This is a genomic window from Acidisarcina sp. (assembly GCA_035539175.1).
In the GTDB taxonomy this organism is placed as follows: Bacteria; Acidobacteriota; Terriglobia; order Terriglobales; family Acidobacteriaceae; genus JANXZS01.
This window is the reverse complement of sequence record DATLIY010000009.1, coordinates 218530-235768: the sequence shown is the minus strand read 5'-3', so window position 1 is coordinate 235768 and position 17239 is coordinate 218530. Positions and strand designations below refer to the sequence as shown.

Sequence of the window (17239 nt, the reverse complement as noted above, 5' to 3'; positions counted from 1 at the left end):
TTTCCCGTTAGTGCGACACAGCTAGCCCCCGGCGCGCGGAGGATACCTTTTTCTCCAAGTCGGTCCAGGGGGGAAGTGTGGTCCTTGTACGGCGCAGATAGGCAGCAAGTCTGGCTACATCAGAGTCCGAAAGTGACGAGGCATAGGCAGGCATTACCAGGCCAGGAGCGCCGTCTTTGGCTCCAATCCCCTCTAGAACAGCCTGAATAAAATTGGTGGGTTGGGACATTGTGAGCGAGCTGTTCAACGCCAGTTCCGGACGCGTTGGAAGGGGAACTGTCCCGGAATTGTAGTGACAGGACATGCACGCGCCGGTATAGAGATTGGCGTCAGGATCATACCCCTGGCCACTGCCAAGAGAGGACGTCTGTATCGCTGCCTTCGCACTTGCCGCAACGTCGGCGTTGCGAACCGCTGCATGGTTGATATCGCTGAAGTAGACTGCAATAGCTTTCACGTCGCTGTCGGGGACTACTGGTCGTGCCAGCGCGTCGCGGACTACCGGAGTCATTGTGGCTGCTACTGCTCCGTGAAGCGGATCCACCCCGGTACGCAGATAGCTGAAAATCTGTTCTTGCGTCCAAGGGATTGGTGATGGATTCGCTTCTGTCAGCGGGGGAGCGATCCATCGATCAATGACGGCGCCTGCATAACTATGTTGGAGCTTCTCCCCGCCAAGTGCATTGCGCGGAGTGTGGCATCCGCCACAGTCGCTAAGCGCCTCGGCGAGATATGCACCGCGATTCCATTCTTCGCTCTTTGCCGGATCGGGTTGGTAGCGCCCGCTTCGGAAGGACAGGATTTTCCACCCTTCTTCGAGAAGACGAATGTTAAGCGGGAATGGAACCGTGTTTTTGGGCACCGTAGCGCGTACCGGCGGACGGGTCATCAGATACGCATACAGCGAGCTCACGTCGTCGTCGCTGAGTTTTGTGTACGCGTTGTAAGGGAATGCCGCGAAGAGATGCGATCCATCCCGCGCGACGCCCTCGCGCATGGCGCGGGTAAAAGCCGCCAGGGACCAGAGGCCAATTCCGGTATTCGGGTCGGGAGTTATATTTGTGCCGTAGATTATGCCAAAAGGGGTGTGCACGCCATACCCGCCGGCAAAGGGTTGTCCGCCCGGTCGAATATGGCACGATACACAATGTCCGGTGGCGGAGAGGGCCTCTCCTTTCGCGATAGAAGCAGCGCTGAAGCTAGCCGGATTCGGGCGCTCAATCGGGGCGATTGCTGGCCGCCATGCCAGGACGCAGAAACCCAGCAGCCCGATGAAAAGGATGACGAATGCCGGGATTGCAATTCTGCGAATCATGGCGCTCTATTCCGAATTGGGGTCCCTCTGCTCGAAAGCTACGACCGGTTACCCCAGGTGAGGAAGAACACCGGTCTGTTTACTCTCGAGCAGGTAAGTCATTTCGATCCTGGCCCCGGCAAAACTCAGAAAAGCTAAGCCCCAAAAGTTCCGCGCCACATTAACAAAACTCAAATACTATTGTCCACTTGGATGCGAAGAACGGCCACTCAGGCGCCGTGTACCGGAAATAGTGGCGGAGATTCATAGCCCCCATGCATTCGGCAATTTACAGAGGTTCTAGAAGGAGATCTTGAGGAGTGTGTGCTCATCAAAAATGTTGTAAACAAGGTTGTCCGCGGGCGGATTTCGAGAAGAGCGCGCGAATGATTCAAGTGAGTTAATTCGTGCCGATTCTCAAGGCTGCCATCTTCCACTGACCATTGTCGCGAAATAGCAGTCCAAAAGCGCGAACTGTAGCCCCACTCGCTATAGGCGACGTACTCGAAATTGTTGTATCGGGTAGCTGATAGACCGTGATCGCAGTTGCGCCAGTGAGTGTAGTAAAAGCGGAATCGGGGGAGAGAGTCAGCGTGAAGCTGGCAGTCGAACCACTGGTAATGGAAGCCGACGTAGAGCCGCTAAACCCCTGAGGCTGGAGAGCGACGCCCGAGGCAGTGATAGAGCCCAGAGTCGATGTGCCACCCATCATGCCTGTTCCTCCGCCCATCATCATCCCGCCGGCACTGATTGGCATAACACTCTGGCCTGCATAAATGTGATTTGCATCAAAGATCGGCGCAAACGGAAGGTTGGACAGATTTACGCCAACATTCTTGATTTGATAGACGGTGCTTCCGCTTAAATTTACCGTTGCTTCCTGGGAAAAATATGAGGACATCATGCCCGCGCCGGCCCCATTCTGCATGACGATTGTGAATTGAGTTGCTGGTTGTCCACTGATCGTGGTGATGACGCCACCGCCCATGAAGCCGCCGGAGTTCATCATCGATTGCACTCTAGTTGCCATGAGCGACCCATCCGGCTGAAGGCTAGCATCCACAATTACGAGCATTCCGTTCGCCATCATGCTCATGCCTGTTATGTTGTCGAACGTGGTAGTGGAGCTGGTATGAAACGTAAGAGCCTGCGCGGCCTGCATTGAGGCCATGGTGAACGAAGTTCCCGAGACGCTCGATACGGCTCCCATCATTTGTTGAATGCCCCCATTGGCCGGATCAAGCGGATTGCCGACGCCCTGCATTCCCGACGTGACGTGGAATACCGGGTTCAGGGTCATGTTGCCGCTGGCGTCCCTGGTGACGGAATTGGCCAAATCCAGGTCGAACCCGATTGCCATTGGCGTCGACCCTACAGTGATCGGACTGTTGAAGTTCATGATTCCGGTGATGGGGCCGGGGATCGTCTTCTGTACGGGGAGCTTCGTTGCCGGATCCATATATGTGATGTTTGCCGAACCGATGCTGATCGTGGCTCCCGTATAGTTTCCCTGCGGTGCGGAGATCATCGCAAGCGGTTGCATGGTGCCCATCAGATGCATCATTTCCATCGGCGTCGTGGAGGAAACAGCAGTGACGCTTCCGTTGTTTCGTGTAAGCGTCATAGAGTTGATGTTCATCGAAAAAGCGAGCATCCAGTCCGCGGGCGCGTCGCCCATATTTAGCTGGACCACTGTGCTGGCTGACGGTGTAGGTGATGGGGTCGAAGTCGTTGTGCTGCTGTTACCGCCGCCACACGCGGTCAGGCCTGCTACCAGAGCAATTGCCGTGCAGGCCAGGATGTGACGATGATTCGAACTGCGATCCGTAAATTTCCTTTTCATGCTCTTCCTGATTTCGCTAAGGGTAGTGCGTGGTGCAGATAGGGCTGAGTAGTCTTTCAGAAATCGTGTCTGGTCAGCAAACGGGGAATCAGTCTATTGACTCACACTACTCTGAATGTGAGCTTCGCATGCTTCATGGTCTGTGATGCGAATCACAGATCGAGCAGATCAAAAAACTCCCGGGCTCATTTGGCCAGGGAAGTTCACAGGAATCAAATACTTTGCAGTGTCCGCAGGCCCTTCCGCCGACGAATCAACTTCAGCACTTCAAACCAGGCTATACTCGCGAACCCCAGCCCGAAGGCCACGAGGAGATCGCGAGCGTGCAAAAACGAGAACTCGAAGACATCCCGCAGCCCCGGTACGTAAAGGATGAGAAGCAGAGTGGCGACGGTTCCCAGTGTGACTAGCCATAGAGCTACGTTTCGCGTGCCAAGCGTCTCCAGAACTGTTCTGAGGGCAGACCGGTTCGCCCAGATCAGGGCCAGATTTCCAGCCACGAGCGCGGTGAATGCAATCGCGCGTGCATCTTCGGGACCGCTTCCCCAACGCATTGACAGAACAAATGCGCCGAGCACGGCAAGGAAAAGTCCCAGCCCCTGCAGCAGTCCTATCCCGATCGTCGATTTGTCATAGAGGCGTGCCAGCTCGGGCCGTGGCTTTCGGCGCATGATTCCGGGTTCGCCCGGTTCCGCTTCAAAGGCGATTGAGCATGCAGGGTCAATGATGAGTTCGAAGAAAACGATGTGTAGCGGCATCAGCAAGATTGGCCAATTGAATAGCACAGGAAGGACTGCCATGCCGGCGATGGGGACGTGCACCGCAAAGATATAGCGAACCGCTTTTGTGAGGTTGTCATAAATGATTCTTCCTAGCCGGACCGCATCGACGATAGCTGGAAAGTCATCATCCGCTAGCACCAGAGCTGCGGCCTCGCGGGCTACATCGGAGCCTCTTGCGCCCATTGCGATGCCAATATGTGCGGCCTTCATCGCGGGAGCATCATTTACGCCGTCCCCAGTCATCGCTACTACTTCTTGATTTGCTTTGAGTGCGTTGACCAGCCGCAGCTTTTGTTCCGGCCGAACTCTGGCGAATATATTGCAACTGCGAACCAACGCTCGCAGCGATGCGTCATCCAGAGCCTCAACGGAACTTCCTGTAGTCACGTCATACGGATTCAGCAGTCCAGCTCGAAGGGCAATCGCGCTGGCGGTTCCTGAATAGTCGCCGGTAATCATCACGACTCTGATCCCCGCTTCAGCAAGTTCTTTTACCGCCGCCGGTACGGTGGATCGAATCGGATCCGCGAGCCCAATCAGTCCCAGTACTTCAAGCTGCAACTGTGTCTTCGCATCGGGAAGCGCGCCGTCCTGCATTCTTTGTCTTGCTACCGCAATCACACGCATGCCGCTTTGCGTCATGCGCTGCAATGCTGATTCGTATGCCTCCCGATGCAGCGTCGTAGCCGTCGACAGCCGGAGTATTTCCTCAGGTGCACCCTTGGCTGCCACAAGCGTGCCACCGGATTCATCAAGGTATGCTTTTGCAACCAGCATGCTCTCGGAAGACAATGGGTACTCCCGAATCAGCTTTCCCGGAGGTTCGGTTGGCGGTGCGGCCGCGAGCACAGCGCGGTCCACTGGATCTGCAGTGTTGCGCTCGGACGCGAACGCTGCGGTGTTTAGCAGTTCCTCCCTGGCCGCGGTTCCATCTGCCTGAGGGGCGAGGAAGACCTCTTGCACGGCCATTCGATTTTCCGTCAGGGTTCCGGTCTTATCGACGCAAAGAACTGTTGCCGCGCCGAGCATTTCGATAGCAGGGAAGCGCCGCGTCAGAACTTTCTTCTGAGAGATGCGCCAGGCGCCAATTGCCATAAATATGGAGAGGACCACGGGGAATTCTTCGGGAACCATCGAGATGGCCAGCGCCAGCGCTGAAAGAATTCCCTTCGTCCAATCGCCCCGGAGAAGGCCGTACATGCTGGTCAAAAAAGCACAGACAAGAAGGCTCAGGATTCCAAAGCTGCGCACCAGCCTGGTTGTTTCCCGTTCGAGCCTGGTCGGTTCTGACGCCGCATTGCGAAGGTGCACACCTATCTTTCCAATTTCCGATTGCACACCGGTCGCGGTCACGACTGCGATTCCATGTCCTCGAATCACCAGGGTCCCGGCATAGACCGCATTGGCCTGGTCCGGCGCACTCCTGAGCGAGCTTGTGGCGGCAGCAGATTTTTCGACGGGAAGGCTCTCGCCAGTAAGAAGGGATTCATCCAGGGCAAGCGAGACGCTCTCGAGCAGTTCGCCGTCGGCAGCGATGCGGTCACCTTCGTTCAGAATGACGATGTCGCCCACGACAACTTCCCTGGCGGGGATGCGCCGCGTGCGTTCGGCCCGGATCACCAGCGCGCGCGGGCTTGTAAGGTCCCGCAGTGCTTCGAGCGTGCGCTCGGTTCTCTGTCGTTGCGAAACGGAAATTCCAATGACGACCAGGATGCTGGCGATAATCGCGACGGCTTCCCGCAATTCTCCAATGAGCAGGTAAACGACGCCGGTTGCTACCAGGAGCAGTAGCATCGGCTCCTTTAGTGTGCCGAGCGTGATCGAGAGGAGAGTGACCTTGCGGCCAGTGGGCAGTTCATTCGGTCCATACTTGCGAAGCCGCTCTTTTGCTTCGGAGTCGGTAAGTCCTATCCGCGGGTTCGACTGTAGTTCGACTGCGCCAGGGTAGGTCACATCAACCTCACAGGGTCAGGAGGAAGTCTCTTCATATCTCAAACCGCACCCGCATTCCATCGCACCTGCATCTCTAGGATGCGGTGCGCAGCCAGCATACGCCAGTCTGCAGGGCAATCTGGTCAGGCAATGTGATGTCAATCACCGTACCTCTTCCAAGAGCCGGGCTTCAAGGCGATCCGGGCATTATTTGTGTGGGCCGTGGTGCGCGATATGCTCTTACTACACCCGGTGTAGAGTTGTAGTTTCAGCAGCCCCAGAATCGATTCCAGATGGAGAAGCATGCATAAGCTGATTTTGAGTTTCGGTCTTTTTGTCCTGACAGCGGTTTCTGTTGTCGCACAGGATTTGGATCTGGTCCTGCAAGGTGGTCGGGTGATGGATCCGGAGACACAGATGGATGCTGTACGAAACGTCGGCATCCGCGATGGCAGGATTGTTCGCGTTGCTTCTGAGCCGCTGCAGGGCCGCCGCGTCGTCGATGCTCATGGGCTGGTTGTTGCACCAGGATTTATCGACCTGCACCAGCACGGCCAGGATCTCGATAGCCAGCGCGTCAAGGCGCTCGACGGTGTAACGACGGCGCTGGAGATGGAAATCGGAGTGCCGGATGTTGCGTGGTTTTTGAAAGATAAAGAAGGGCGCTCCCTCATAAACTACGGCACGACTGCCAGTCATGCGGCAGCTCGTGCCCTGGTCTTTGGCGCACCTCTTCCCAGTGCCGTCACTGCTCCTCGTGTTGGCATTCCCAACATCCTGCCGCAGAGCGGGCCAGCAACGAATCAGCCCGCCACGCCGGAGCAGATCGCACAGATCCAGCAGCGGCTGCGGTCGGAGCTGGAAGCAGGCGGACTCGGTATCGGGATGGGAATTCAGTACACTCCGGGCGCGACACGGCTCGAGGTAATCGACATGTTCCGCGTTGCAGCCGAGCGCAAGCTGCCGGTCTACACCCATCTACGGAGCTTTGGCAGGATTGAGCCAGGCTCGGCAATTGAAGCGGAGGAGGAAGTGATTGGAGCAGCCGCCATTACGGGGGCTCCGCTGCACATCGTCCACATCAACAGCACCTGTCTTCGTGACTCTTTAGAGTGCCTCTCACTGGTAAAGGGGGCGCGCGCGCATGGTGTGGATGTCACTACCGAGGCTTATCCATATATAGCCGGCATGACCGTGGTCAACACGGCGCAGTTCAATCCCGGATGGCGCGAGAGGCTTGGCATCGACTATGGCGATCTCGTGATCCCCGATTCGGGAGAGCACCTTACGCAGCAGCGCTTCGAGGAGCTGCATCGTTCCAGCACTCCTCAATCTGTGCTGGTATTTGCGAACACGCAGGCAATCGTGGATACAGTCATTCCTGACCCACTGGTGATGATCGCCAGCGACGGCGCTCCAGGCCATCCCCGCAACGCTGGCACCTACTCCCGTGTACTGGCGCAGTATGTTCGCGAGAAGAAGACGCTTTCGTTGATGGAAGCGCTGCGCAAGATGACTCTGATGCCGGCGCAGATGCTGGAACGCTCCACCCCAGCGGCGCAGCGTAAGGGCCGCCTGCAGGAGGGAGCCGATGCCGACATAGTGGTATTCGATCCGCTGACCATCACCGACCGTGCCACATTCCAGCATCCCATGGAACCCAGCACGGGTGTGCATTACCTGATCGTTGGCGGGACTGTGGTTGTGGACGACGGCAAGATTGTGCCCGGCATCTTTCCGGGTCACGCTGTGGTGGGATCAGCAAAAGTAGCGCACGAGTAGAGGCAGCACAAGAAATCTGCGACTGTTTCGTTCCACAACCATAGATTGGCATAACCTATTGTTGTTATGGGGGCGCGGGGCATGAAGATCTTAGTGGCAATTGACGATTCGAAGTCATCCGAGCAGATCGTACCGACCATGGTTTCGCAGTTTCGGGTTGAGAATGCCGAGGTCCGGGTCTTGCATGTCCTGCAGCCGATCGCACCCTTGGCCCCTCCGGAGATGGCGGAAGGCTACGCTCCCGAACTGGAGGATCTGAAGGCGCCGGCACGAAAGCGGGTTGAGCAAGTGGCAGGCGAACTGCGAAGTGCGGGGTTCAAGGCCGAGTCAGCGGTTGTGGTCGGCGATGTGAGAGATACAATCCTCGCTTCCGCAACCGATTGGCACGCAGACCTGATCGTGGTTGGCTCGCATGGGCAGAGAGGCATTCAGACGTTCCTGCTGGGGAGCGTGGCGGAGTTTGTTGCCCGCCATGCCAAGTGCTCGGTGGAAATCATTCGTTAACTGCGCCAACGTTTGCGCGAATCCGGCGAGCGAATGACGGAAATCTAGCCGGAGTTGTACTTGCAACCCCGGCTTACTCGTCCAGATTGATGGAATAGAGATTGACATTAGAAGTAGAGGCGCTTACGACAGGCAGATCACCGGGAGCTAACGTGATCAGCCGGTAGTCCAGCGCGTTGAGGGGGCGGAGGTCATCTAGTTTTGCGACCGCTTCGATCTTCCGTGTCGCGATGTCGAGGCGATAGATTGGCTCGCCATCTTCAAGCCCATCCTGAAAGTAGAGATTCTTCGCCTGCTGTCCCCATTGCGGGTCCGCAACCGCACGATCGGTAAGAGTCGCCCACTTCTGGGTCTTGCGGTCAAACAGCATCAGCGTCTTCTGCGACAGCGTCATCGCCGCGATAAATTGCCCGTCAGGCGAGAGGCGGGGGCTGAAGAGTCCTCTTGAGTTCGGAACCTCGGTAACCTGACGGCTCTTCAAATCCACCGTATAGATAGCCTTCAGCTTTGGCTCTGCCGACATTCTTTCCGGCAGCCTGCCAAAGACGATTGTCTGACCATCGATCGACCAATTGGGGTCTGCCTCGTTGGTATTTTCATGCAGCAGAGGTTCGAGCGCTCCACCATCGGCGCTTAACAAGTAGATCTTCCATGGATTGCCCGGCTCCTGCGCCATAATGGCCAACTGCTTGTTGTTTGGAGACCAGCGCATCATGAACACGCGCACCTGCGGCGAAGTCAGTTGCAGGCGCTCGCTGCCATCGATGCGGCTGCGCCAGAGCGATCCATCCGCGCGGTTCAGCCAAGCCACCCATCGGCCATCGTGCGAGTATGCCGTCATGGCAGCCAGGCTCAATGTGCCTTCAATCGGCTTAAAACGTCCAGCCCGGGCGTCAAGTTGCAGCAGATCTATGCTCGGGTTTGAGCCGACGAAGAAAATCCTGTGTCCCTGGACACCGCCTACCGGAGATTGGAAATCCAGTGGTCCATTCGTCAGTTGCCTGGGATCGTGTCCCGTGAATTTTCCGCCATCCAGTACCCACAGATCGCTGGGGCCCCCATGACGCGATTGGAAGACAAAGAACTTGCCATCGGCAGTCCAATTTCCACAGCATTCGGAAGGGGTTTCGCTCCAGCCTGGAAGTAGCGGATGGAGATCGCCTCCCTTCGCATTCAGCTCCCAAAGAGAAATCGTCTGGTGGGCTGCGTCGCGAATGCTGAACCGGAGGCGGCTGCCGTCGGGAGACCAACGAAGCCAGAACCCAAACCCAGGCAGATCGGCGAATTTCTGTGGGCGGCTTCCGTCAGCCTGGGCCAGGAAGAGGCCGTTGCCATTGGCGTAGACGAGGTGTTTCCCATCTGGCGTCCAAACCGCATCGTGCGCCAGAATACCCGAGATTCGACGGGCGTTGCCGCCGGTGGTGGGAACAACCCAAAGCGATTGCTCAGGATCGCCCAGAGAAGCGTTATGAAGAATCAGGCTCCCCTGGTCCGGAGAGATCGCGCTGATGATTGGAGACGCGATTTCAGAGGGCAGCTTGAACTCCTGAATCTCGCCATTTGCTGCCAATGCGCTGGCAAGAACAATCCTTCCATTGTCTACGTGGGAAAAATAGAGCCGCGCTCCATCCGTTGCCAATGTGGGGATGCGTGCTACGTCGATGCTTGGCTCGAGCACTTGGCCGGAGTAGGTTATCTCACTGATTCGACGTATCTTTACATGCTCCGGCCAGAAGGCAACCGCGGCGATCCAAGCTCCCAGAGCAAGCACTAATAATAAGGTTGCCGTCTTCCATAGGATGCCTGGCCTGGCAGTTGTCCCTTTTTCAGGGGCTTCTGCAAGCGCTACGAGTGGCTGCGGTGCCTCGGGAGCCGGTGGGGGGATGGCAGCCGGTTCGACGCTCGTGCTGGCTTCAATACTTACCGGCGCGATAAAGCGGTAGCCGCGGCGAGCCAAGGTCTCAATAAAGCGAGGATTCTCGGCTGAGTCGCCCAGCGCGTCCCGGAGTTTATTGATGGCGATTCCCAAACTGTGATCAAAATCGACCGTTGTGTCCGAACCCCAGATGCGCTGCTCGAGTTCTTCCCGGGAGACGACTTCGCCCGCTTGCTCCAGCAAAATCGCCAGCACCTTAAAGGGCTGTCCCTGAACTCGGATCTTCGTCCCTGATCTGCGAAGCTCGCCGGATTTGAGATCCGCTTCAAACAAACCAAACCGCACGCGAGTTGGCACTTCGGTAGGTTTTACCACCTGGCTATTTTACCTATTCCGCAAATTACACTGAATATCGCCACAATTTAGTGGAGATAGATCATTGCAAGTAATTCATTTAAAAATACTTATCTGGATATCTCAAATTGAGCTTAAATTAGCGCACTGTGGATGGTCAGTGGAATAAGTAAAGAGTTTCCTTCAGAGTCGGGCAAGGCTCTAGAAGGTTATTAATCCAGAAGCCTGCCATCGAGAAGTACCTTATAGGAGGAAATGCAATGCCAACGGGACATATTCCCTCGGCCAAACGAAGTCGTTTTGGCCTGCCGCAGGCTCTAATGGCAGTGTTCTTAGCCATCGTTTCTATAGTGCTGCTGCCTTCTCTCTATGCCCAGACAGATACGGCACGTATTCAAGGCCTGGTCGTCGACGCATCCGGTGCAGCCATCTCAGGCGCCTCAGTAACAGTTACCAACGTGGACCAGGGAGCCGTGTTCCACGCGACCTCTGACGCAGCAGGAAACTTCACCATTCCGGCTCTTCCGCGTGGCAATTATCGTGCAGAAGTCGCCGCACAGGGGTTCCAAGGCGTAACGCAAAACTTGACCCTGGAGGTTTCACAGGTTCAAGCGCTCAACTTCAAGCTGAATCCCGGGGAAGTGACCACGGTCGTAACGGTGACCGACGCTATACCTCTGGTTGAGACGGCAACGTCTTCCATCGGGCAAGTCGTCCAGGGCCGCCAGGTGACGGAATTGCCATTGAACGGACGCAACTTCACCCAGTTGGCCTTGTTGAATCCGGGCGTCACGCGCGGACAATATGGAAATTCCTCCAGCGGCGTGAATGGCGACGCGGAGACCTTTCGCAATCAGGAGAATGGTGGCGGAGCCGTATCGAGCAACGGGCTGCGCCAGCAGGCCAACAACTATATCCTGGATGGCATCGATAACAACGAAGCTCTGGTCAATACACTCGTCTTCTTTCCTAATATTGATGCGACGCAGGAATTCCGGGTCAACACCAGCGTAGCGCCTGCCGAGTTTGGCCGCGCCGGTGGTGCAATTGTGCAGACTTCCTTGAAGTCGGGTTCCAATAGCATTCACGGTTCCGCATTTGAGTTTGCTCGCAGCAGCCTTTTTGACGCCAACCCGAACTATGCGTTCTTCGGAGCTTCGCCAGCCAAGGCGCTGCCCTTTAAGAGGAATGAATTTGGCGGCTCCGTTGGTCTGCCTATCTTCAAAAATAAGCTGTTCGTCTTTGGCGACTATCAGGGCTACAGAGAAGACACTCCTCTGAACGCTGAGATCATCACCGTTCCAACGGCCCTTATGCGCACTGGCAACTTCACCGAATTGTCCGCGTATGCAGCGGCAAATCCCGGAAAATCGACCACGAACAATCCAGCCTGCGCGGGCGGCGCACCGAATGTGGGCGCGATTTACGACCCCATCAACTGCACCCCATTCGCAGGGAACATCATTCCTCAGAACCGTCTTAACGCTGCAGCCGTTAAATATCTGAATGCCTATCCGCTGCCGAACGTTCCCGGCACCAATGATGGCACGCAGAATAACTACCGCACCATCCGTCGCCAGATCACTCATTACAACACCTTCGATACGAGACTGGATTGGAACGCCAGCGCACATGACCAGGCTTTTGCGCGCTTTGCATACGACCAGAGCGCCTTTACCCGTACTTCGCGCCTGGCGGCTCTGCCAGCAGGGTTTGCCTCCGGCGATAACACGGTGCACGCGCGCGGCATTGCAGCCGGCGAGACTCACGTCTTCACATCGAGTGTGTTGAACGAGTTCCGTATCGGCTACAACCGCTATACCTTCACCAATGCTCCCGTCTACAGCGGTATTCCTATCTCCGCCAACCTGGGTATCGTCAACGCAAACCGCACGTCGCAACTTGGCGGTGGCGCTTTGATCGGCGGTTATCAGAATCAGCTGGAGTACACCGGTGACTATGGAAAGTATGCAGTTCCGGAAAACACCTACCAGATTCTTGACTCGGTAACTCTGAACCGTGGCAGTCATCTGTTCAAGTTCGGTGGCAGCGGTATTCGGCGCGATGTCGCCTTCTTCCGTCCAATTGCCGGCAAGGGATTTTTCCAGATTGGCAATGGAGACTTCACTGGATATGAGGTGTCCGAACTGCTGGCTGGTTTTGTCGATAACTACAGCATCGGTGCGCAGAGCGGCTTCTTTGGAACGCGCAATTATGAGGTTGGGTTCTATGGACAGGACGACTGGAAGGTTACGCGTCGCCTGACGTTGAACCTTGGCGTGCGGTACGACATCATCACCTACCCAACGGAAGAGCACAACCGTGAGGCAGCTCTCAATTCCCAGACGGGAACGATCGACCTTGCAGGCGTGAATGGCGTCTCCCGCAGCATCAATAACACGGATTACAACAACATTGCTCCTCGCGTCGGTTTTGCGTATGACCTCTATGGCAATGGCAAGACTGTATTGCGCGGCGGCTATGGAATTTTCTACTTCCTGGATCGCGGTGGCATCGATAACCAGTTCGGCCAGCAGGTGCCGTTCGGCGGCAGCGTGCAATACTCGGCTTCTACCGGCTATCGCATCACCTTTACGGGACAGGGACCACAGGGTAACAACGACAGCAGGCTTGCCACCAATGCGCTTCCTCTGCCGGGCTACCCGAACTTTGACCCGAAGAATCCTCCGGCAGGCGTAAATATCTTTACGACCGACCGCAACAACCAGATCCCATCCGTGCAGCAGTACAACCTGCAACTGCAGCAGCAGATTGGTCCGCAGACGGTAGTCACCGTGGCTTATGTCGGTAACAAGGCAGACCACCTGGCGACCGGTTACAACTACAACACCATGACGCTGGCTGGCGGTGCGCAGCTCTTCCCGAAGCTTGGCCAGGTAGTTGCGCAGTTCAACAACGGCACGTCGCACTATGACAGTCTGCAGCTATCGATCAATCATCGCTACTCGCAGGGACTTACGCTTACCGGTTCTTATACCTGGGCGCACAACCTGGATGATTCCGATGGTTATCTAGGCTTCTATGCTGTCTCTCCGCTGTACGTCTTCAACACCAAGCTGAACAAGGGAAATTCCTCCCTCGATCAGCGCAACGTCTTTGTCGCCAGCGCACTCTATGAACTGCCTTTCGGAAAGAACAAGATGTTTGGCAGCAACTGGAACCGCACACTCGATACGATTGCCGGTGGATGGCAGTTGAATACGATCGTCCAGGCAGAAACGGGAACGCCATTCAGCATCGTCTATCCGCAATACGGCGGCAACTTCAGCCTCCGTGCCAGTACGAACAAGACGATTGCCCAGCCTCACAGCATTTCCGGCTACTACTTTGATCCGTCGAGCTTCTACAAACCAGCTCTTGGAACCGATGGAAATGTCGGGAGGAACTATCTGCACGGTCCTGGCTTTGCGCAGGGAGATGTTTCGATCTTCAAAAACATCTCGCTTACAGAGCGCGTGAAGACTGAGTTGCGCGCGGAAGCCTTCAACATAACCAATACTCCGCAGTTCACCAATCCGGACGGAAATGCAACGGACGGGAACTTCGGCAAGATCAGCGGAACGCGGCAGTATTCTGAGCGCCAGCTTCAGATGGCGGTTCGCTTCACGTTCTAAGTCTGTATCGTTTCGAAAGCCACAGCAGCGAACCGCTGCTGTGGCGCCTTTCTCTCACACATCGGGAATCTATTATGACTTTATGGCGTCGTACTCGCTTGTTGTCCCTTGTTCTTCTTGCGGCTATCTCGGTATCCTGTTTCGCTCAGATTTCCACGCCCACGATTACAAAGATTGATCCACCGAACTGGTGGCCATCGCTGCCGGATCCGATGCTGCTGGTTTATGGCACGGGACTGGACCACGCGCATTTTTCCGTGAATGGCGCAGGTATCCGGCTGCTGCGCAGCAAAGCCTCCGAGAACGGTCACTACGCCTTTCTCTGGCTCGCCACACAAAAGGCATCTGCACAAACACTGCGGATTGAAGCGACCAACAGCAGCGGCGCAGCGCAGAGGGAATTTACGCTGAAGGAGCGCAAGCCTGCAGCCGGACGCTATCAGGGGTTCTCCTCCAAAGATGTGATGTATCTCATCATGACGGATCGATTTGCTGACGGCGACGCTGGAAATAACCAGCCTGGATATGACCGGAGCAAGGTTCGGGGCTGGCATGGAGGAGATTTTCAGGGAATCGAGCAGCACCTGGACTATTTGAAGAGTCTTGGAGTAACGACACTATGGACCACGCCGGTGTCCTCCAATGGCACGATGCCCGATTCCTATCATGGATATGCGGCTGTTGATCTCTATTCGGTAGATTCACATTTCGGGACTATGTCGAGCTACCAGGAACTGGCGGATGCTCTCCACGCGCGAGGTATGAAGCTGGTGCTGGATGTTGTGCCGAACCATATTGGCGTTGAGCACTCCTGGGTGCATGACTCGCCGACACCGGATTGGTTTCATGGAACGTTGGAGCACCACATTCCGGCCCACTACAATTTTGAAGCTCTCATCGATCCGCATGCAGCGCCATCCTCTTATGTCAACATCACGAATGGATGGTTTACCGACGCCATGCCGGATATGAATCAGGAAAATCCGCTGGTCTCGCAGTATCTCATTCAGAATGCGGTCTGGTGGATTGAGTCCGCCGGTCTGGACGGGCTGCGTATCGATACCTTTCCGTATGTCGGGCGGGCGTTCTGGCAGGACTTTCATCGCACGATCCACTCTGTCTATCCCGGACTCACTACGGTCGGCGAAGTCTTCAATGCGGATCCCACCATTACATCTTTCTTTGCCGGAGGAGTTGCCCAGAGAGGCATCGATACTGGACTCGATACTCCGTTTGACTTTCCGATGTACTTCGCGATTCGTGATGTGCTTGCGCATGACAAGCCGATGTCCGAGTTGAGCGGGGTTCTGCGGCAGGACCATCTCTACCCGCATCCTGAAAGGCTTGTGGACTTCATCGGCAATCACGATACGAAGCGCTTTCTTTCGGAGGCCAACGCAAGTCCCGCACGACTGAAACTCGCGTTCGGCCTGCTTGCTACTCTTCGAGGGATGCCCACAATCTACTCCGGCGATGAGATCGCGATGCTGGGCGGAGAGGATCCGGACAACCGTCGCGATTTCCCCGGAGGCTTTCCTGGGCAGAGCCATGATGCCTTCAATGCTTCTGGAAGAACGGAGCAGGAGCAGGCGATGTTTTCCTGGACCTCTCAACTCTTCCAGATTCGTGCGGCGCACCCGGAGATTCAATCCGGCGAGCAGCAGGATGTCTTTGCTGACGACACAGCATTCGCATTTGTGCGAGGCGCGAAGTTGTCTGTGGGGTGTACTGCTGGAGGAACGGCGAAAGAGGTTCTGGTCATTCTGAACAAGGCCGATCAGGCAAGAGACCTGCGGATTCCGGCGAAGGATACCGCCCTCGCATCCTGCAGCAAATTCACGCCACTGATTGCAGGGGATACGGAGAAGATCCAGCAGGGAAACGGTGACCTCACGATCACCATGCCGGCAACCGGCTTCGCGATCTTCGAGGTGCAGTAGATCTCTTCCGTTGAATGGCGGATTCCACGCGGCATGCGGCCTGGAGTCCGCACTTCTGTTTCCAGCAACTGCTTGATTGCGAGTTGGAAGCCCATCCTTGCCAGCGTCCTGGCTATTTTGCGCGCACTGGAATGACGAATCTCCAATAGACCGCACCCAAATTATTCTCCTGCTGAAGACGGCGGGGCACAATGCGTGTAAACAAAGACTATAAGCGCCTCGCGTTTGCGGGTTTGAGGCGTGATGCCGATCACCGCCGAAAGATATCGGCGGCTGCGATTCTGAAAGTGATCGGCAAAAAGGAAAAATTGCATGAAGAATATTGCAGTCTTGACGAGTGGGGGTGACGCGCCTGGGATGAATGCAGCCATCCGGGCGGTGGTTCGAACTGGCCTGGCCCGCGGGATCAATGTGTGGGGCGTTCGACAAGGGTACTCAGGGCTTATTGAAGGGAACTTTCAGCGGCTCGGCGCGCGCGATGTGGGCAGCATCATCCAGCGCGGTGGCACAGTACTGGGAAGCGCCAGATGTCCGGAGTTCCAGACCGAAGAAGGCAGGGAACTGGCCATTCGTAGACTGCGCGGCGGTGGGATTGAAGGCTTGATCGTAATTGGGGGCAATGGATCGCAGACAGGAGCGCATGCGCTGCATCAGATGGGATTTCCCGTGGTTGGCGTGGCGTCGACGATTGACAACGATCTCTTCGGATCCGACATCACGATTGGCGTGGATACTGCGCTCAATGTCGCTTTGAATGCGATCGACAACTTGAAGGTAACGGCCTCCTCGCATCGCCGGGCGCTGCTGGTTGAAGTGATGGGGAGAAAATGCGGTTACCTGGCGTTGATGTCCGGCATAGCAGGCGGAGCGGAAGCCATCGTACTGCCGGAGGTAGAAGTCGTGCCGGAGCAACTCGCCGAGCGCATCCAGGATGCATACGAGCGCGGGAAGCCGCATGTGATCGTGGTAGTGGCGGAAGGCGCAAAGTACAACGCGGAAGGCTTGTGCCGGTATTTTAATGAGCACGACCTGCTGCTGGGCTACGAATTTCGCTCAACGGTTCTTGGCTATGTACAGCGAGGTGCCGCGCCAACTTGCGCGGACCGGCTGCTCGGCACCAGGCTCGGATCGGACGCCGTAGAGCAGATGATCGCGGACAACGTGGGTGTACTGGTCGGCGTTATCAAAGGTGAATTGGCGACGACACCGCTCGACGTGGTAGTTCGAGGTAAGAAGCCTCTGGATCCATGGTTCTTGAAGGCCGCCGATATTCTGGCGCGCTAATCGCTGGTTCGCA

The 17239-nt window shown here is 56.3% G+C and carries 9 protein-coding genes; 5 read left to right on the top strand and 4 right to left on the bottom strand.

The features are described 5' to 3' along the window. Positions 1–7: 7 nt before the first annotated feature. The 3 genes from VM554_12595 to VM554_12585 all read right to left on the bottom strand — a co-directional run bounded on the left by VM554_12595 (position 8) and on the right by VM554_12585 (position 5872). The gene (locus VM554_12595; GenBank protein ID HVJ09213.1) at positions 8–1315 is read right to left on the bottom strand and encodes a c-type cytochrome; all 1308 of its coding nucleotides are present in this window, start codon (positions 1313–1315) and stop codon (positions 8–10) included. 379 nt (positions 1316–1694) lie between these two features. Next, entirely contained in the window at positions 1695–3137 is a 1443-nt protein-coding gene (locus VM554_12590; protein HVJ09212.1) for a DUF5666 domain-containing protein, read from the bottom strand. A gap of 212 nt (positions 3138–3349) precedes the next feature. Next, entirely contained in the window at positions 3350–5872 is a 2523-nt protein-coding gene (locus VM554_12585) for a cation-translocating P-type ATPase (protein HVJ09211.1), read from the bottom strand. A 282-nt stretch (positions 5873–6154) separates the two neighbouring features. Here VM554_12585 and VM554_12580 point away from each other — a divergent pair, with 282 nt between their 5' ends. Next, complete coding sequence (locus VM554_12580) at positions 6155–7633, top strand: amidohydrolase family protein (protein ID HVJ09210.1); 1479 nt, start codon at positions 6155–6157, stop codon at positions 7631–7633. A gap of 81 nt (positions 7634–7714) precedes the next feature. Further along, entirely contained in the window at positions 7715–8137 is a 423-nt protein-coding gene (locus VM554_12575) for a universal stress protein (GenBank protein HVJ09209.1), read from the top strand. 73 nt (positions 8138–8210) lie between these two features. On the opposite strand, the gene VM554_12570 is transcribed toward VM554_12575, so the two are convergent. After that, positions 8211–10388: a winged helix-turn-helix domain-containing protein gene (locus VM554_12570; protein ID HVJ09208.1), complete on the bottom strand. Its 2178-nt coding sequence runs from the start codon at positions 10386–10388 to the stop codon at positions 8211–8213. 299 nt (positions 10389–10687) lie between these two features. Here VM554_12570 and VM554_12565 point away from each other — a divergent pair, with 299 nt between their 5' ends. The 3 genes from VM554_12565 to VM554_12555 all read left to right on the top strand — a co-directional run bounded on the left by VM554_12565 (position 10688) and on the right by VM554_12555 (position 17226). Further along, a complete protein-coding gene (locus VM554_12565; protein ID HVJ09207.1) occupies positions 10688–14002 on the top strand; it encodes a TonB-dependent receptor in 3315 nt (1104 codons plus the stop codon). A 74-nt stretch (positions 14003–14076) separates the two neighbouring features. Further along, a complete protein-coding gene (locus VM554_12560; protein HVJ09206.1) occupies positions 14077–15942 on the top strand; it encodes an alpha-amylase family glycosyl hydrolase in 1866 nt (621 codons plus the stop codon). A gap of 312 nt (positions 15943–16254) precedes the next feature. After that, positions 16255–17226: an ATP-dependent 6-phosphofructokinase gene (locus VM554_12555; protein HVJ09205.1), complete on the top strand. Its 972-nt coding sequence runs from the start codon at positions 16255–16257 to the stop codon at positions 17224–17226. Positions 17227–17239 lie beyond the last annotated feature (13 nt).